The sequence below is a fragment of the Shigella sonnei genome, assembly GCF_002950395.1.
Lineage (GTDB): Bacteria > Pseudomonadota > Gammaproteobacteria > Enterobacterales > Enterobacteriaceae > ECMA0423.
Genome location: NZ_CP026802.1, coordinates 1544782 through 1562210 on the forward strand (window position 1 = coordinate 1544782; position 17429 = coordinate 1562210).

Annotated in this window: 17 protein-coding genes; 1 reads left to right on the forward strand and 16 read right to left on the reverse strand. The window is 40.5% G+C overall.

Going from position 1 to position 17429, the window contains the following annotated elements; genetic code table 11:
- Nucleotides 1–36: 36 nt before the first annotated feature.
- The 6 genes from C1P89_RS08235 to C1P89_RS08260 all read right to left on the reverse strand — a co-directional run bounded on the left by C1P89_RS08235 (nucleotide 37) and on the right by C1P89_RS08260 (nucleotide 6168).
- A complete protein-coding gene (locus C1P89_RS08235; RefSeq protein WP_243666943.1) occupies nucleotides 37–3057 on the reverse strand; it encodes a fibronectin type III domain-containing protein in 3021 nt (1006 codons plus the stop codon).
- Nucleotides 2987–4155 (reverse strand): IS3-like element IS911 family transposase gene (locus C1P89_RS08240; protein ID WP_087880099.1). Its coding sequence is split into 2 segments (ribosomal slippage): nucleotides 2987–3906 and nucleotides 3906–4155, totalling 1170 coding nucleotides; the frame shifts between segments, so codons are not numbered across the junction. Before C1P89_RS08240 ends, C1P89_RS08235 begins: the two co-directional genes overlap by 71 nt.
- Entirely contained in the window at nucleotides 4136–4591 is a 456-nt protein-coding gene (locus tag C1P89_RS08245; protein ID WP_000520404.1) for a hypothetical protein, read from the reverse strand. The genes C1P89_RS08240 and C1P89_RS08245 overlap by 20 nt, the downstream gene beginning before the upstream one ends.
- The gene (locus tag C1P89_RS08250; protein WP_000792963.1) at nucleotides 4584–4988 is read right to left on the reverse strand and encodes a DUF6950 family protein; all 405 of its coding nucleotides are present in this window, start codon (nucleotides 4986–4988) and stop codon (nucleotides 4584–4586) included. The genes C1P89_RS08245 and C1P89_RS08250 overlap by 8 nt, the downstream gene beginning before the upstream one ends.
- The gene (locus C1P89_RS08255; RefSeq protein WP_000377003.1) at nucleotides 4988–5611 is read right to left on the reverse strand and encodes a hypothetical protein; all 624 of its coding nucleotides are present in this window, start codon (nucleotides 5609–5611) and stop codon (nucleotides 4988–4990) included. Before C1P89_RS08255 ends, C1P89_RS08250 begins: the two co-directional genes overlap by 1 nt.
- The gene (locus C1P89_RS08260; RefSeq protein WP_000146083.1) at nucleotides 5611–6168 is read right to left on the reverse strand and encodes a hypothetical protein; all 558 of its coding nucleotides are present in this window, start codon (nucleotides 6166–6168) and stop codon (nucleotides 5611–5613) included. The genes C1P89_RS08255 and C1P89_RS08260 overlap by 1 nt, the downstream gene beginning before the upstream one ends.
- A gap of 1 nt (nucleotide 6169) precedes the next feature.
- Here C1P89_RS08260 and C1P89_RS08265 point away from each other — a divergent pair, with 1 nt between their 5' ends.
- Complete coding sequence (locus C1P89_RS08265) at nucleotides 6170–6742, forward strand: hypothetical protein (protein WP_000937665.1); 573 nt, start codon at nucleotides 6170–6172, stop codon at nucleotides 6740–6742.
- Between the two features lie 10 nt (nucleotides 6743–6752).
- Here the strand turns inward: C1P89_RS08265 and C1P89_RS08270 are convergent, their stop codons facing one another.
- Genes C1P89_RS08270 through C1P89_RS08315 form a run of 10 tightly spaced genes read right to left on the reverse strand, consistent with a single transcriptional unit; the run spans nucleotide 6753 to nucleotide 17422 of the window.
- Nucleotides 6753–8966: a hypothetical protein gene (locus C1P89_RS08270; protein WP_000002824.1), complete on the reverse strand. Its 2214-nt coding sequence runs from the start codon at nucleotides 8964–8966 to the stop codon at nucleotides 6753–6755.
- A complete protein-coding gene (locus C1P89_RS08275; RefSeq protein ID WP_000247585.1) occupies nucleotides 8956–9318 on the reverse strand; it encodes a hypothetical protein in 363 nt (120 codons plus the stop codon). Before C1P89_RS08275 ends, C1P89_RS08270 begins: the two co-directional genes overlap by 11 nt.
- A 32-nt stretch (nucleotides 9319–9350) precedes the next feature.
- The gene (locus C1P89_RS08280; RefSeq protein ID WP_001052317.1) at nucleotides 9351–9650 is read right to left on the reverse strand and encodes a hypothetical protein; all 300 of its coding nucleotides are present in this window, start codon (nucleotides 9648–9650) and stop codon (nucleotides 9351–9353) included.
- Between the two features lie 51 nt (nucleotides 9651–9701).
- Nucleotides 9702–10175 carry a phage tail tube protein gene (locus C1P89_RS08285; RefSeq protein WP_001240498.1) on the reverse strand — a complete coding sequence of 158 codons (474 nt, stop codon included), beginning with the start codon at nucleotides 10173–10175 and terminating at the stop codon, nucleotides 9702–9704.
- A 58-nt stretch (nucleotides 10176–10233) separates the two neighbouring features.
- A complete protein-coding gene (locus C1P89_RS08290; RefSeq protein ID WP_001279896.1) occupies nucleotides 10234–12885 on the reverse strand; it encodes a tail fiber domain-containing protein in 2652 nt (883 codons plus the stop codon).
- A 17-nt stretch (nucleotides 12886–12902) separates the two neighbouring features.
- Nucleotides 12903–13295, reverse strand: coding sequence for a hypothetical protein (locus C1P89_RS08295; RefSeq protein WP_000979722.1), 393 nt, complete (start codon nucleotides 13293–13295; stop codon nucleotides 12903–12905).
- Nucleotide 13296: 1 nt separating this feature from the next.
- Nucleotides 13297–13620, reverse strand: a complete 324-nt coding sequence (locus C1P89_RS08300; protein ID WP_001263482.1) for a hypothetical protein — start codon at nucleotides 13618–13620, stop codon at nucleotides 13297–13299.
- A 13-nt stretch (nucleotides 13621–13633) separates the two neighbouring features.
- Nucleotides 13634–15478, reverse strand: coding sequence for a phage major capsid protein (locus C1P89_RS08305; RefSeq protein WP_000425297.1), 1845 nt, complete (start codon nucleotides 15476–15478; stop codon nucleotides 13634–13636).
- Nucleotides 15426–16934, reverse strand: coding sequence for a phage portal protein (locus tag C1P89_RS08310; protein ID WP_000498730.1), 1509 nt, complete (start codon nucleotides 16932–16934; stop codon nucleotides 15426–15428). The genes C1P89_RS08305 and C1P89_RS08310 overlap by 53 nt, the downstream gene beginning before the upstream one ends.
- A complete protein-coding gene (locus C1P89_RS08315) occupies nucleotides 16934–17422 on the reverse strand; it encodes a hypothetical protein (RefSeq protein WP_134799512.1) in 489 nt (162 codons plus the stop codon). Before C1P89_RS08315 ends, C1P89_RS08310 begins: the two co-directional genes overlap by 1 nt.
- Nucleotides 17423–17429: the final 7 nt, after the last annotated feature.

Below are 17429 nucleotides of genomic sequence, written 5' to 3' on the forward strand. Positions count from 1 at the left end.
AAATGAGGTTACAGTTAATAATCCCTGAATTATTTATTACCATAAACCCATACGTACACGTAACGTATTATTATTGTCATAGATTTGAATAATATTATTACTGATTACCATTCTACCAGTACCACCCGTTCCATTGATTAGGATCGTACCTGCTTTATTGATTTGCCAGCCTGTTTTATTTGCTACGTAATTAGTACTTTGAATAGTATTTGAGATTTTGGCTGTAGTTATACAACCATCAACCACGTTTAATGTATTCACTGAGCCGGAGGCCAGTTTTAGATTGGTAATTGCCGCATCAGCGATGTAACCAGTACCGATACTTGCCGCCTGTATCATTGCCGTCTTCAAGTATGTAGTACCGTTGACTATGGCAAATGGTGCAGTACCACCTACAGTAGCAGTGTCAGTACCGGAGACTATGAACTTGTTCGCAGCGAAATAGATTGCTGAGTTGTTACTCGTTCCACTACTCGCAACAAGACGCATACCAGCTACCGTGCCATTAGCCTGTACTGATAGTGAGTACTGAGCATCTACAGTAGATTTATCGGCTTTAGTACTCATTGACTGGTTAACAGTGGCAATCTGTCCATTCACATCACTACGTAGCTGTGAGACTGCTGTAGTCTGAGCTTTGTTGTTATCCGTTACCGTCTGGGATAGTGTCTGGATACTGGCCTTGTTACCATTGGCAGTACTTTCAACGGTGCTAAGTTTCTGTGATAAGGAACTATTTACCCCAGTGATCTGAGTACTTAACGTTTTCTCACTGGCAGTGATTTTATCATTGGTACGTGCCTCTGATGCACTGATAACAGTACTGGTATTCTTATTGGCAATTTTGACCGCATCATTAATGGTACCAGTCAGGCGATCTTCTAAATCAAGAATCCCGTTAATTGCCTCTGCATCATCTTCGGTAAACTGGTACTTGGAGTTGATACTGATTGTTTGTTCTGGACAATATTGAATATCATCAGTACCAAACACATCAAAGAATCCCATCTTAACCTTATACTCACCATCAGTGATGTTTGGTATTGAATCAAATTCAGGTGCATAACTGGTGAATATACGTGTATTAGTACCATTAACAATACTGATAATCGCACCTGCATAATCACGTTCAGTAGATTTAGTCCATGAAGCAAACAAATTACCAAAACCACCCGTAAAGCTAACATCCTCTACTAAACCACACTGTTTATTCTCTACGGTTATTTTCACTTCCTCTGAATATGTACCATCATTAAATCCCTGTGCGATAATACCAATGGTAGGCTTACGTACTTTCAGACGGTTCATTTCAAGAGTGAAATTAAAGGCATTACTTTGCGTATAGAATGTATCTACTAATTTAGTACCGTCATAGATTTTAATAACGTAATACTTGAAGTACTCACTAAATGATCGGTTATTCACTCTGATATCTTTTTGTGAATCCCAGGCAATATTGAAATCTGGTGAGTCAGTTACATACGCTGATTCTGTTTTATTTGTCAGTACTACACGCGTTACCGCAGGTAGTGCAAAGTTGAATGTTGGAACAATGCCAGTTAGGGAAAGCTTCTTGGATACCAGCCCTAAGTTGTTGTAAGCCTCTACCGAAAAGTCGTAGCTTGCAGTATCAGACAATCCAAATAATTCATAATCAAGCTTCTGTACGCCAGTCTGCCCCGCATACGTCCAGGTACTGGAACCGTTAAGACGGTAGTAAACATAGTACCCACGCAGATACGGATCTGGTGAAGCATCCCAGGTAAGATCCACGATTGAACCAGAAGTAGTATTCCCCTTACGTACTGCCTGTAGGTTCGTTGGCGGTAGTACCTGTAGTTCAGGGAAGTTAATTACCCCACCAGGCGACCAGATACCCGGATCAATACCATCATACATTGCATCAGGTGCTTCTACTGCCGTGATGGTTACATAGCCAACGTTCTCTTGATCGGTGCTGATATCTTTATTGAGTACTTTAAATTTGCCTGAGATAGCGAGTTCTTCATTGCTGACATTGATCGCATCCCATACTTCGAGATCCCAACCTTCACTTGTGGTGAAGCTGATAGTACGCAGGGCATACTTAGCCTTGAGTACATCAACGTTAGCCATTTTTGCAATCACCTCTTGATCATATGACCATGAGTAATCGCGTGATAATGCTATGACCTGTCCATCATGCTGTACTGCTTCATCCGTAGTGATATCGGAAGGGATACGTACTACGTCAGTGGTGTACATCGATTCAGGGTTAGTAAACTTGCAATCGACTACGTTGAAGTAGTCAGTACCGCCAGAAGTAGAAACCTGTACCGCCCCTACCATGTTACGCTCATCAAATGAGGCTACGGATACCGATTTGCGGTCTGTGGTAATACAGATTTGTCCGGCATGTACATACATGATGCCGCCAAATGACTGACAGATATTTTCAATATTATCTTTATAGGTTTTTTGATAACTGATAGCACCATTAGCATAATATTCAAAAGCATCACAATATGCTGCGGTTTCTGCAAACGTATCGGTATTAATCAATGATGGATCAATACCCATACCATAGATTGAATTTGTTAAGTAATCATAGATAATTGAAGGAGGGTTACTACTTGCTTTATAAGTACCATCAACAAAATCATAAATCACCTGCCCTTTCATTTCTACAGTTAAAGCGAATTGATCATTAACAAGAATATTATTTTCTAATGAATCTTGAGTTTTTAAGATAACGGTACTGATACTAACAATACCCTTACCAAGAAATTTATTTGTCCATTTCGAACCAGCATATTTTGCAGCAAGAGTTTTAGTACTCGTATAGTCACCACCAAATCGTACTTCTAATTGCAAATAGTTCTGGTACTTCGCTGCAATACTTTCTTTAGGTACTACACCCTCTGCTGTAATCGGTACTGCAAGTACTGGCTCATTATCAATATAGATTTGCTCAATATGCTTTTCTACACCAGCATATGTGAAGTGGTCAACAAAAACTGGCCACCGAGTTAGAGTTTTTCCAGTATCGATTTTCCGATTCGTTTGGGGGTAACCCACCGTTATATTCGTGCGGTCTTAGTGCGCTGTAATATCCAACGATATAGTCCGTTATGGCGTGAGCTGCCTCGCTGAAGCTTACGTAACCCACCACCGGCATCCATTCGTTCTTCAGACTCCTGAAGAAGCGTTCCATTGGGCTGTTATCCCAGCAGTTTCCGCGCCGGCTCATACTCTGTCTGATCTGGTATCGCCACAATAACTGCCGGAACTGCCTGCTCGTATAATGACTGCCCTGATCGCTGTGGAACATCACCCCGCCGGGCTTACCACGGGTTTCCCATGCCATTTCCAGCGCTTTCATGGTGAGCCTGCTGTCCGGCGAGAACGACATGGCCCAGCCCACTGGTTTTCTTGCGAACAGGTCGAGAACAACGGCGAGGTACGCCCAGCGCTTACCCGTCCAGATATAGGTCACATCACCGCACCACACCTGATTTGGCTCGGTCACGGCGAACTGCCTTTCAAGGTAGTTAGGGATAGCAACATGTTCATGACCACCACGTTTATACCGGTGAGTCGGCTGCTGACAGCTGACCAGCCCCAGCTCTTTCATGAGCCTGCCAGCAAGCCAGCGTCCCATCTGGTAGCCTCTCCGGGTTGCCATTGTGGCGATGCTTCTTGCTCCGGCCGAACCGTGGCTGATGCCATGTAGCTCAAGTACCTGACTGCGTAATACAGCCCGTCTGCCGTCTGGTTTTTCAGGACGGTTTTTCCAGTATCTGTAGCTGCTGCGATGAACCCCGAACACATGGCAGAGTGTGACCACAGGATAATGCGCTCTGAGTTTCCCGATTATCGAGAACTGTTCAGGGAGTCTGACATCAAGAGCGCGGTAGCCTTTTTTAATATTTCATTCTCCATTTCAATGCGTTGTAGCTTTTTCCTCAGCTTACGTATTTCGATTTGTTCTGGTGTTATCGGAGAGGCTTTTGGTGTTTTGCCCTGACGCTCATCACGCAGTTGTTTGACCCATCTTGTCATTGTGGAAAGGCCAACATCCATAGCTTTGGCGGCATCTGCCACCGTGTATTTCTGGTCAACAACCAGTTGAGCGGATTCGCGTTTAAACTCTGCGCTAAAATTTCTTTTTTTCATTGGAGCACCTGTGTTGTTCTGAGGTGAGCATATCACCTCTGTTCAGGTGGCCAAATTCAGTGTGCCACTTCAATGCTACAGCCTGTTCTGAGAATAAGTACTGAGAATCAGAATTTGGTACGTTGTACCAGGCTACTATGCTTCCGGTTAGGATGAAGGAACCGCCTGATACACCATTTTTATGTGGTAGTTCTCCACCGTATATAACGGGTAATCCAGTAGTTGGTGAAGTACTTCTACTTAGTGAGTCTGCTACATCACCGTATCCAGAAACCCCGATTTGACCTAACATAGAACTTGCAACTAATGACAAAGATCCGGCTGCTGCACCCCAACCTATTGCTGCTAATGCTGTACCTCCTGAAAAGTACACAGCAGCCGCGACGACAACTGCCGTAATTATGGCTCCAAAAAAGCCCCCTAAACTCTTACCCATCTCTCTGTTTCCTTACTCTGTAATATGTTCCCTCTGTTGGTTTTGGTTGAAGTTCGAAACCATCATGATCAGCATTTACTCCAAGTACCCGACCAGATGCCACTACTGCCATAATTAATGGGTTGTCAGGATCTAACCAGATATCACCGTCTATAGTGGCTTGTACTGGCTTACAGTACGCTTCAACAATTTCCCCTGTATGGTTCCATCCTTCCTTGTTTAAACCTGCTATACCTTCTTTAATGCTCGAATACTGGCGATTAGTTAACTGTGTAGTACCATTAATTAAATCAATAAGGCGTAGTACTATAATGTTGCAATCGTTATCACCATACTTATATGGGTTATCAATTGAGTACTGAATAATACTCATTACTTCATTATGTAGATTTTTCATTACTTGTATTTCCAGTTCTGATTTTGATTAACTTGACCTAACAGACTAAAGTACTCATCATTTCTATAGTAAGATTGATATACTGAGTTGGCGGCAATTAATGCAGGTTGTCTGTCTAATTTCTTATAGACAGAATTCACATATATAGTCATTTCGTTTTGCTTCTGATTTGGATCAGTTACTGCCTGTACATAGTCAATAAACCCCGTAAACATGAGCATTGAATCAATTACAGTACTATCATATGGATTGAGAATTACTAACTTGATATTCATCTGTGCATCTTTCAAGAAACCACCAAGGGCAAGAGCACGAACCGAGGCGTTTACATTGCTAATTTTAAAATTGATAGCATCATTAGACATGCCCTTTTGTTCAGAATATGAAGGTAATGAACCACTGATAATGTCGGGGAAACTTATGTACTTATAACCATCCAGATCTATATCAATTAGTGAATCCGTCCAGTGAAAACCATTAGTACCTTTTGGTAGTACATCAAAACAAGTAACATTAACGCCTAAGCTCATAATTTCCATTAGTGTTAATCTTGTCTTGGTTGTACCTCTGACTAACTTCCAGTACTTAAGAAGATTAGCATTAGTATATATACCTGAGTCCATTAGATGATATTCTCCGTTGCTTTCAATGTAATATTCATGATGTTCCCAATAGGCAATGAATAATCATTGTCTGGATCTAATACAGCCTCGATCATGAGATTGTTATATTTGAGTGCTTCACTTGCCTGTACTGTATTTTGTAGAGCAGGGAAAATAGTAATTGAAGTACTGGTACGTTCTACGATTCGATATAGCTTATTGTGATTGGAAAACTGTACCCACTCACCCACAGCTAATGTGTTAGTACTGATAGGTACAACCATATTACCCGGTTTAGTGAGAGCAGTAGCGGTTACTGCACCAGTCTGTTTACCGTAATATGTACCTGCAAGCCCCAATGACATAGTGAAAGGTTTGCCCTGTGCATATTGAGCTAAAAAGCTATTCACTTCATTTAGTGATGCAGGATTAAAATTAAGGGTGAACTGAATTTGATAGTATTGAATTCCAGTACTTCTCATGATACGTTGACCTGTCCATGTTTGATTAGAATAGATCGGTTCAGTACTTTTAATTTGAAAGTTCGTTACTTTTATTTGATTTGAAAAGGATGCCATTTTGTTACCTCGAATATCTTCTTTCTTTATTTATTTAAAAACCTCGATTCGTATTTTTTTTAACAGGCTTGATTGGCAGGCTGCATCCGTCATCGTTGCTATGTTGTTATTTGCAGGCCAAATAGGCTATAACGCATATGATAAATGGAAAGAAAGTTCAGATGATGTTTTTAAGATGCGTGTAATCTTATTGAGCGAAATCAACAATAACCTTTTAGCTCTTGCTACTGGTGGCGATGAGTCTCAGGTGTTAGGCACATATGAAATATGTATTCCTCTTCCAACTGAAGATACAGAAGCTATTAAAAGAGTAGCAACTGCCGTTTCTTATTTGCATGATGATGTATATTATTCCCAATTAGAAAAATTAGCATCACTCCCAAAAAAAGAAGTAGATGCCATCGTAAAGAGTTATTATTCATTATCGAGATTACGTACTCTTTCAACACAGCTTGCATACAATATTAAATACTCACCACCTAAAGTTAAATTATTGCGGGAAGAGTATTACAATCTCTATACCCTTTCATCTTCTCTTTCACAATATTTGTCTTATCACACGGAAAATCCCTAACTGGGCTTTCTTATGTATTACGTTTTTGACTACTTCTCACAGCTTGAGAAACACTATTGGCGTGTTTCTTAAGCATCTCATTAAATTTCTTGTCATCATCAGCTACATCACCCTGGATGATCAATGGTGCGTTAACGGTAATATCACCTGAAGTACTTCCACCTTCTTGTTTATCCAAGAATGCTGTTAATTTCTTATTCGCTTCAGGCTGCACCACTCTCTCGCCCTGCTTAAGTACAAATGATTTGTTGTCATAACTTGCTGGTAGTTCATCTACCCCGCCATGGAACTGACCAGCAGCAGCACCCTTTGCAGTACTAATAATCGACATACCAAGTGAAAGTACTTGTGCATAGTTTGCCAATGAAGCTGGCCAAGGGGTAGCGAGTGCTTGGGCCAATGCTGACTGAATTGAAAGTACTGTCTGTGCAATGCTTATGCTCTTACTTAGGGTAAATGCAGCTTGTGCAGCCCCACTACTTTCCCCAAACGCATCAACCATGCCCTGTGATAGTGACTGTGCAGTACTTGAGAAGATACTTAACTGATCCTGTGCATTCTGGTTACTGATTTGGATGGCCTGTGCATTGTACTTTGCCGTGATCTCAGCTTTACGTTTCTCATAGTCCTCATGGCCTTTCAGCAACAACTCATTCTGCTGAAGTTCAGCATTCATAGCATCAGCGTTATCTTTCAACTTCTGATCGGTATCGTTATAGGCTAATGGATTACCACCATTGATACGCTGATTCTGTTGCTGTGCCAGATACCCCTTCTGATTGTCATTGAGTAGACCGGAACCAATAAGAGCATTGGTATCTTTCAGACCCTGATTAGGATCTTGATAACCAACCATTGAATTCAGTAAATCAGTACGTTGTTTAGCACCATATGCAGTAGCGTTCTTTAGCATTTCATCAGGATTGATACCGAGTACTTGAGCACTATCGGTGATGGTTTTAAGAAGTGCCTTTTGTTGTCTGTCGAACTGCTGTAGACGTACCTGAAAACCATCTTCCCCAACTTGAGCAAGAGCAGCTTCCAGATTACGTTGAGCCTGTAGGCGTTTTGCATCTGCCGCCTTTTGTGCCGCTTCTGCCTGTTTACGTTGTTGTTCTAACTTCTTCGCTGCATCTTCAGCTTCTTTTGCCTGATCAACCCATCCGCCAGTAGGAGCGGTAGCAACCGCAACATCGGACTTTAGGTTGTTTGCCAGTTCTTCTAAACGTGCCTTAGCCTGAGCGAACTCATTACCCTTGTTGCCCTTATCATCCATGATGCCAGTATTGAGTGCTGCACCCTGGTAGTTTAATGCCCCTGCTGTACGTAATTTTTCCCAGATATCCAACATATCCTGTAGAGAACCCTTGGAAGTTTTAATACGTTCATTCAGATCTTCAAACAAACCTGCCTCGTGAGGTTTTTGATTTGCAGCATCATAGACACTGTTCATGGCATTAACTAAAGGTGATAGGCCATCAGCAATAGTACCTTTAATGCTGGTAGTAAGTTTCCCAAGGTTTTTATCGAATTCAGCATATTTTTCAGCAGCATCATTAGTTACTTCAGCATTTTGTGACTGGATATAGGCTGTAGCTTGAGCCTCATTATTGAACTGCTGAAGAGTACTAATCATGTGGCTTGAGTCACTGGCTAACGTTTCCATTACGTTAACTATTTCACTCTGTGATTTACCTGCATCACGCATGGCGTAAAAGGTGTGGATCACAGCCTGCATACCACCATCAGCCTGTTTTAAGTACTTGTTATAGTCCTGTAGGTTGAGTCCATATTCTTTAAGATCATCGGATACACCACCGCCAGCACGAAAAGCATCACCGAGCTTATCCAAGGTATCCTTGTTGAAATCACCAAACTTATCAATCTCAAGACCGAGGCCACTAAACGCCGCTGATAGCTGTTGTAACTGAACCACGGACAATCCGGTACTCTTACTGATCTGGTTCATTTCACGCACATATTCACGTGATGATTCTACTAATGCTGCCAGGCCACCAATACCAATAGCCGCAGCACCCGCGATCCCGGTCATAGCAGTACCGAACCCGCCAGCCATACCAGTTATTCGGCCTGTGAACTCTTCAACAATGCCACCAGCAGTACTACCAAATTCCTCTAATGATTCAGTACCAGACCTTAAAGCACGCTGTAAACCGGAAGAATCACCCGTAATATCTACACGTATTCTATTATTATTTGCCATTCTTTTTCTTTCCTAATACCTGAGATTTAATTAACTCCCCTATAGATTTAATATCATTGGATTGAGCCTCTTTAGTTTTTAATTTTCTTTCTTCAGCTTTCTCTGAAGTACTCTTAGTACTATCACTAAGCACATCAAGAAAATCAAAATCCTGTACCTTGATACTTTTCCTTGCTTCTGGTGTTAGGTTGCCATTACTGATAGTGGTGTAGTAACACTGGTACGCATGTTTCATCATTTCAATCTGCGTACCGGATGGTTCTATAAAAGTATCGTAGATCATAAGCATATTGAGTACATCAGGATCTAAACTAAAGTATTCTTCAGGTGATAAGCCTCTTTTGTTAACCATCTTACAAAAGTACTTTAATTCGATATCACCTCTTACTTTTTTTCTACTTCATCTACAGGTTTCGCAGTATTGATTAAAGCAATAATTGCTGAGTAAATTTCATTCTGGATTACAAAATCAATAGAGTTAACATTAATTCGTCCATCAATATCTTCTTCTGCGAAGATAGGATCACCATTTTCATCTTTTACACATAGGATTAGAGTTTTAGCCACATCAGTGCATTTCTGGAAATCCTGACCATTTGGACGATGAATAAAGATGATTTCACCCATTACTTCATGTGGTTTTAATTCTGGTTGTAGTTTTTTCTTCAATTCGTTTAAATTCATTTTCATCTCCAATAAAAAAGGGAAAGTTGAGCACCTTCCCTTTATTTATTATTATTCGCCCGATTCTGGTTTTGGAGTAATCAGACCTGAATCAATTGCTTCACCATCAACTGCAAGGGTGAAAGTCTTAGTTACTACTTCATCTTTATCACCACCGATAGTGGTACTTGAAACAAAGCAGGTATAAATTACAAAGAAACCTTCTTTTTTAGTTGCATCGGTAAAATAGCTTAGTTTTACCTGACAACGTTTCTGATCGTCTGCAAGTTGTTCTAAATTCTGATGTACTGCATTATCTGGTAAGTAGTTAACTGCAAGAGAAATGTCCGGGATTGACTTAGTACCCAATAGCTTACGATCATAAGCATTATTGAATGTTTTTACGCTAATTACAGTACTTTCAAAGCCTGAAGTACTGAAGGTGTTTACCTCTGGTACTTCTACAAAGTCAGTAGCAACTGTTTTACCAGCACTTGAACCTACTTCTACAGTAAGGTTAGCACCGGAAAAAATATCCATAGCCATAGTTTTATATCCTTATAAGAAAATTTTATTGGAGTGAATCCGTTCACCCCGTTTATATTTATTTATTATTTAATAGCTGTTGTACTAAATCTTTTAGCTGATTAATTTCTTCTTGTTGGGCTTGAATAGCTCCCATCAAGTCCATCACTATTGGATTTAAATCAACACGTGGATGATCACGAGTGACAATCTCCCCTTCTATTTCAACTGTTTCTTCATCATGCTTAATGTACTGCGGAGCAGTCAACTCAGCATCTTCGGCGATAACACCAAACCTAACCCTTTCTTGTTCATCATCCTTGTAGATAAACGTTACTAAATCTTGTGACATTATCCGATCTAATGCTTCAACTGGATTTGCTGGAGTTATGTCTCTTTTAAACTCACGACCTGATGTACCTTGAGCTTGCATTACTAACCATCCAAACCATGTTGTACCGTTCCCGCCTCGTACTCTTAAAGTACCACCACCGTCTATCTGAAGCTGAGAGCGATTTGCCCCTGGGTATCTTTGCATGTGCAATAAAGGGGAATATTTTTCACTATAGTTAATACCTGAGTCACCTGGCCCTGCATACATACCGTTAAAGGTGATGGTATTGGCATCTGTCGGTCCCGAAACAGCGGTATTAGTCATCCATCCTGATTGAACATCAGTTAGGATCGTTCCAGTCGGCCCTTTTAGCCCCCATAGTTTATCCTCTGCACCATTTTCAGAAATAAAAAGGGTGAGATCAGCCTGTCCAGTCTGTCCCATCGTTTTACCAACCCGAAAACCACCAGATATTTCAGTTGATGTACCAATGTTGCATATCGAACGAATACGCCCTCCAGTTACATAACTACCAATTGCCGTAGAGGAAGGGGAAGAAGCAATAACATCCCATTGAGGACTAACTGAAGTACGACTACTCAGCAAGTTTTCAACCCAGCGTTTGGTAGTCGCGTCAGAATCAGAGACAGGATCTCCTGCTAAAGAAGTTGCACCCGTAGGACGAATCGCAGGCCATAACTCAGCCTGAGTCTTAACACCAGTACCGCCCTGCGGAATTGCTAATGCTTTCCAGCCAGTGAAAGCACCCGCAATATATGTAGCTGAACCCCATTGCCCTCCATCATAAACCACTAATGCAGCGGAAGAATCAGCGGATTTAATAGTTGTTAAATTACTACCTTGATTAAAGCGATCCACCTGAAAGTTTAGGCGAGCACTCAAAGCATCTGTAGCCCCTGTCCCCCCCTGACCTATACCTAAAGCAATCCATCCAGTACCAGTACTTGCACCCCATGCCCCGTTATCCTGAATTCGGATACGGTTAGTCAGGTCATTACTCATCAGATCGGTGTACGTAGCACCCTGAGTCAAACGGTTCACCTGTAGGTTAGTACGTGCTGTAGAGAGACTGGATAGATCAGAAAGGTTACTCGCTTTCTTCATGGAAGCGGAATCAAGGGAAGTAATACTGTCAGCTAAAGCCGTTACCTCTGCATCTACTTCATCCATTGAGTAAACAGCAAGGTTAATACGTGCTTCTTCCACGTCCCCCAGATCACTTAGATTACCTGCTATCGTAAGCTGGGCATCATCTGTAACCTTCCCTAAGCCAACATCAGTACTGGTAAGTACTACATCCTCACTGAGTACATGACCGTTGACCATACGTGTATCAGGTACTGAACCTGTATCTTCACTACTCAGTACTACATTTTCACTAAGTACATGACCGTTCACTGTACGCGTGTCAGGTACTGAACCTGTATCTTCACTACTCAGTACTATATCTTCACTGAGTACATGACCATTAACTGTCCGTGTATCTGGTACAGAGCCGGTATCAGTACTGGTAAGTACTACATCCTCACTTAGAGGCTTACCATTCACAGTACGTGTATCAGGTACTGAACCTGTATCTTCACTGTTCAGTACTAAATTGGCCGTGAGTGCATGGCCGTTGATGGTACGTGTAAGGGGTACGTATCGCCCGTCCATCTGTGTAGCGGTATATATGCGTGTCCAGGCGGTTGTAGCGTTCTTTGCATAGATACTTAGAGTACCCGTCTTTGTCATCGCAAGAGAACTTACAGTAGTGCCATCTACAAGCCCTACTCCCATCAGATCCGCCCCGGCAGGATTGCCTGCTTGAGATGATGGTACTTTGATGAAGCTGTTACCCGTAGGTACTGATGGTGAGTACTGAGGTACATCCGTAGTGTTCGAACCTAAACCGTAGTCCCCCTGATAGATTGGCGATAGTGCGTTAATGGTCATTGCACGTGCGATCACATCATGTGGGGCAAAACTGTATGCCTTGGTTACTACTGAACCTTTATCACCGTCCAACTTATAAGAGGTGATATAACCATTCACCATCGCATAAGTAATGGTATTTTCATCCTTATTCATCTGGTACTGAATGATGATCTGGAAAAGCTGCTGAGACTTAGCGGCATTATCCAAGAATTGATGTGTAGGATCATCAGGTAGGTAGTTAACTACAATATCAAATGGTGCTACTGATTTATCAGATAGTAGTACTGTCCTGTAATCACTATCATACGTTTCAAAATTATTTGCTTCTGAATTTATTGTTAAGGTTGGAAAAGTATTAATCTGTTTAATTACTACATTGCCTGCTCCCTGTGGTGTTCTGTTACCAATATCAGCATTATACTGTACTGATAATTCTCTTCCTGAGAAAATATCACTCATCCTTTATATCCTTTTAGTTATCTTGTCTTTTCCGTAACTTGAATATTTATCGTAAAGGATAGGGAAACCGAGCCAGTTATAGGATCTGTGACAATATCGGATTGTTCATAAGAACACGAAAGCATTATTAAACCTGCATCACTGAATGCTGAAGTTTTCTCTTTATCAAAAGTACTAATAATCTGATCATAAGTGATGGATGGGGCTGTATTACCTGATTCTGGTTTAGGGGAAATCAGATACTGAATTGCAAAGTTACCTGCCCGGCGTTCATTGCTGAAACTTAAACTCGTTAATGAGTAATCAAAAGCAATTTGTTCAAATACATCAACATCACGTGATACTGTCAGATTCTTAGTAGCATTGATAAGCTGCTTCATCGTATTCCGTACTTTTTGTACTAACATCATATTAGTAGTCCTCTGCAAATGAAGCACCAGCAGAAGTACGGAAATAGCAATTAACCATACCTGATAGATCATCTTCAATGTTATAGATTGTCTGGTTTACACCATCAATGATTAGTACTGTACCAATTGCCACGTTTGCGGTTATTAGATCGTCCTTTCTGATTGTTAGGTATGTTTCCACGCTTTCGATAAATCCACCTGCCGCCTCAATAGAAACGGGAAGTACTTCTACTATTCCTGTAAAAGTACTTCCCGTACAAGTTTGGATAGACTGACCGAAAGCATTTAGAAACGCATCACACTGCGTATCTTTAAATACTCTCATTATCTAATCCTTATTATTCTGCTTTACCAATAACGATATTTACGAAAGCTTCAGAGTGTGCAAGTGCGATATCTGAGTAATCCCATACGCGATATACGATAGTGTTACTTGAACGATAGGATGTATCGTCATAATCTACTTCCTGCCCTTCCCAATTAGCGAGAATTACATTGGAGAAATCGCCCATTAGAATAGTACCATCTGCTACGAATTCAGAAATCACTACACGTACTTCATCAGCAAGCCACATTTCAGTACTGCGATAACCTTCAACCATTGCTTTAGCAGCAGTGTTATCAAGTACTGCAATCTGACGTAGGGTACTTAGGGTTTTAGCGTTCATAACAGCTTTAACGCCACGCATATCAACGTTAGCCTGTGCCAGCTTCGCTACTGCACCCTGAACATCTTCAAGAGTAATAGAACCAGCAGTTTCAACATTGAACACCGGAGCAGCGGCAACTACTTTATCCATTACATTTTGCTCAAGACCCTGAGCGGCATACCGTAGTAGTTCACTTTGTACAAATGATTCAATATTTGGAGCCGTTAGAATTGCTTGTTTGGATAGTGGAATAGCACCACCAAAAGCTTTAGGGCTTAGGGTTACTTTAGTAAAGCTTGCAATAGAATCATCCTGTGCTTCTGCTTCACCATAGAATTTAAATACCGGAGATACACCAGCCGCTTTTGGAATACTTAGAGTACCGCGACCTGCAAGGCCAGAATAAACAGTGGTGTTTAGTTCACCAAGTGCAGAAATTTTTAGTAGTTCTGGAATGTATTGATCTTGTAGGTCATCAGCTACAACGCCAGCAGCGGTAGTAGTATTAGTACTTGGTACAGCCGCACGTACAAAACCATTAATACCACGTTCATATGCTTCAAGAGCAGATTTATCGCCAGTTTTAATGGCACGTACCATATCTTTTAATAGATTTTTATTATCCATTTCTTTGATTTCCTTATCATGAAGAGGATTTTGTTTAATGTCATTCAATTGACGTTTGAAATCTGAAATTGAAATTCCTGTTTCAATTGCTTCAGATACATCAATATTAAGTACTTTACCGAGTGCTTCTAATTCACGAACACGTTCAGTATCTTCTGTACTATTTATACTTTCTGGTTCTTCACCATGTACTTTATTGAGCAAATCAGGTCGAGTAGAGATAATTTCTAAAAGTTCTTCATCACTTAATTCTTGTTTGATTTCTTCTGCATATTCGACCGATGGCTCTACTAATGCCTCTTCAATTGTTTCATTTACTTCTTCAGTACTATCAACAATTGATTCCTTTTCGTTTTCTGGATTATCCATATCCATTTGACCCTCTTGAATTGTTTCACCTTCTTTATTTAGTGATTTCAATGCAAGTTGTGAGTCCATTGAACGACCTACCCCAACGGTAGGATCGGCAGGTACTGTTACTAATGAGATTTCATAAATTTCGTAGTTGGTAACATAGATATTATTACCATCAATTTGATAATCATTAATGTTATAGCCAATGCTAATATGGGTTAGTACGCCTTCCTGAATCATTTCCCATTCATCGTTGGCGGTACTGCTAATTCGTAATGTAGCTCTACCAACGCGATCAGCATCCACTCGTGCATCAACTACAGCACCAATAAGATCATCACGGTTATGGTTAAAGAGTACTGCCCCATTGTTATTAAGGCGGGTTAGGTCTGCGTTACTGGAACCACATAGAAGAATTTCGTTATAGATTTGACCGTTGATTTCACGTTCTACAGGGGTTTCTGAACAAAACGCTACTTCGATGGTACGCGATTCTGTATTAATCGCCTGTAGGGGTTTCGTTAGTTCCCTCTTCTGGTTTTTCATTTCCATCCTGGATTACTTCCTTGTTTTTATTTTCTTTATCCTTTTCTGCCTGTACCTCTGCTAATACCTTCACTGGATCACCGCCTAACTCAGCAATAACCTGTGTTTTAGATTTAATACCTGCTTCTAACTGGAGTAGTTCAGCCTGTATATCCTTTACAGGATCTAAACTAATTGGCTTTTGAGAAATATACCGAGCACAAATAAGATCATCAAAGCTCAAGAAACTTAGATTTAACTTATTGTTATTTAGCATTTCGTTCTTTAACCAGGCGATATAAATTGGTTTAAGTACTTTACTGATTAGTACATTAGTACGGGTACGGAATGTAGTTTGTTGTAATTTCTCAGTAAGTCGGCTTGCACTAAATGAAGCATTGGATGTATCAGATAATAAGGCTTGCTTTGTTATGTTCAGACCCATCGAGATCTGATTCATCAATTCATTGGTAAATTGATCAATCCCATCAACACCATTAGTAGGTGTAACAGTTTTAATATCCTGCCCTTCGGCTAACTCACCAATAAAGCCAGCTTCAAAATACTCTGTATATACTGGTGTAACTTCTTCTCGTTCATCAGCCCCTAACAGATCAGTACTGGTAGTGTCGTTATTATTGGTAATAAAAGCCATTGACGATGCAGATACACGTTTCGCAGTTAACGCAGCCTCAGTGAAGTTCTTGAGATCTTCCATTAATTTGGAAGTTGCAACCATGTCCGGCAATCCGCGTTCCTGGCCTTGTTGATCAGCAATAAAGTAGTGACAGATTTCCGCAGCGGGAATTACTTCATAATCGCCAGTGATATAAGTATAGGTAACAGGATCGAATTTACAGAAATAGTAATTAACTGGCTTATGCCATTTATCAAATTCAATACCATTACTAATATAATTACCATTACTCAAACGTTGATTATTTAACTGAAGCAAACGAACCGTATCGAGAATTTCTAACTTGATGGTATTATTAATATTGTGTATACGAATAAAGCATTCACCATCCTGGACCCTTACCTTCTCTGCGTTCTGCTGAAACAGGTCAAAACTTAATGAGCCATCAACACTAAAACGATCAGCATCATATGCCCAACGGTCAAAGAGCTTTTCCAAGGTTAGATTGATTCCGTTGATTTCTTCTTCAGTACCGTCAATCTCTACTGAAGGTTTAACGTACAGGCCATCAGAGCCTACAACGCCATCTACCGATAGGTTCATGTACTTACGACCAATAGGATTCTTAAGTACTGCATCACGTGAGAAAGCCCTGAAGGTAGGTAGTGCTTTCATCAGAAGGAAGTTGATATTGCTGCCTGAGTTTGAATTGAATCCGAAGTTCATTACTGATGTGTTGCGTACTGCCTGTAGATCTCGTTTTAAGGTACTTTGTTTTAAGGAACGTTCCTGTTTAATCTTCTTGGGTTTAGTTTCTGAATTTTTATTTTTCTTATTCCAGAACATTAGCGTGTACTCCCTGGCTTAGGCCTGAAAACCGTAATACTCTTGATTGGTTTACCGCCATTAGAGAAAGTACCGCCATTCATTTTCACAAATAGAGCATTAGCACGTTTTACATAGCGTTCCCGCATTGATTCAAGCGATGATAATGATTCACTTACAAGAGTCTTATTATTAATTGTTATTGAGTAATTAGCACCGCCTGCAATTTTATTAGCTATAACCTGATCAATTTCACTGATCATCTGTTTTAATTGGGAGTACTCAGAAGTATAAAGTAATGGATTAATGACTTCAGAAGTAAAAGTACTGGTTTGACCATTAGATATTTGAGTACAGAATAGTAATTCCTGTGCTGTACTCATATCTAATACAACCGTAAATTCTTTTGAAGTACTACCATTTAAATTATCTAATGAGGTACTTTTTCCAGATGATGTAAAACTAATAACAAGAATAGTAGCAGCGGGTACTAATACCGTTAGATCCATGGGATTC

Coding starts and splice junctions, on each gene's coding strand:
- C1P89_RS08295 (WP_000979722.1), bottom strand. CDS start 13,295: ATGATGTTAGTACAAAAAGTACGGAATACGATGAAGCAGCTTATCAAT.
- C1P89_RS08310 (WP_000498730.1), bottom strand. CDS start 16,934: ATGTTCTGGAATAAGAAAAATAAAAATTCAGAAACTAAACCCAAGAAG.
- C1P89_RS08255 (WP_000377003.1), bottom strand. CDS start 5,611: ATGGACTCAGGTATATATACTAATGCTAATCTTCTTAAGTACTGGAAG.
- C1P89_RS08250 (WP_000792963.1), bottom strand. CDS start 4,988: ATGAAAAATCTACATAATGAAGTAATGAGTATTATTCAGTACTCAATT.
- C1P89_RS08305 (WP_000425297.1), bottom strand. CDS start 15,478: ATGGAAATGAAAAACCAGAAGAGGGAACTAACGAAACCCCTACAGGCG.
- C1P89_RS08275 (WP_000247585.1), bottom strand. CDS start 9,318: ATGGTTAACAAAAGAGGCTTATCACCTGAAGAATACTTTAGTTTAGAT.
- C1P89_RS08270 (WP_000002824.1), bottom strand. CDS start 8,966: ATGGCAAATAATAATAGAATACGTGTAGATATTACGGGTGATTCTTCC.
- C1P89_RS08300 (WP_001263482.1), bottom strand. CDS start 13,620: ATGAGAGTATTTAAAGATACGCAGTGTGATGCGTTTCTAAATGCTTTC.
- C1P89_RS08315 (WP_134799512.1), bottom strand. CDS start 17,422: ATGGATCTAACGGTATTAGTACCCGCTGCTACTATTCTTGTTATTAGT.
- C1P89_RS08285 (WP_001240498.1), bottom strand. CDS start 10,175: ATGGCTATGGATATTTTTTCCGGTGCTAACCTTACTGTAGAAGTAGGT.
- C1P89_RS08280 (WP_001052317.1), bottom strand. CDS start 9,650: ATGAATTTAAACGAATTGAAGAAAAAACTACAACCAGAATTAAAACCA.
- C1P89_RS08290 (WP_001279896.1), bottom strand. CDS start 12,885: ATGAGTGATATTTTCTCAGGAAGAGAATTATCAGTACAGTATAATGCT.
- C1P89_RS08245 (WP_000520404.1), bottom strand. CDS start 4,591: ATGGGTAAGAGTTTAGGGGGCTTTTTTGGAGCCATAATTACGGCAGTT.
- C1P89_RS08260 (WP_000146083.1), bottom strand. CDS start 6,168: ATGGCATCCTTTTCAAATCAAATAAAAGTAACGAACTTTCAAATTAAA.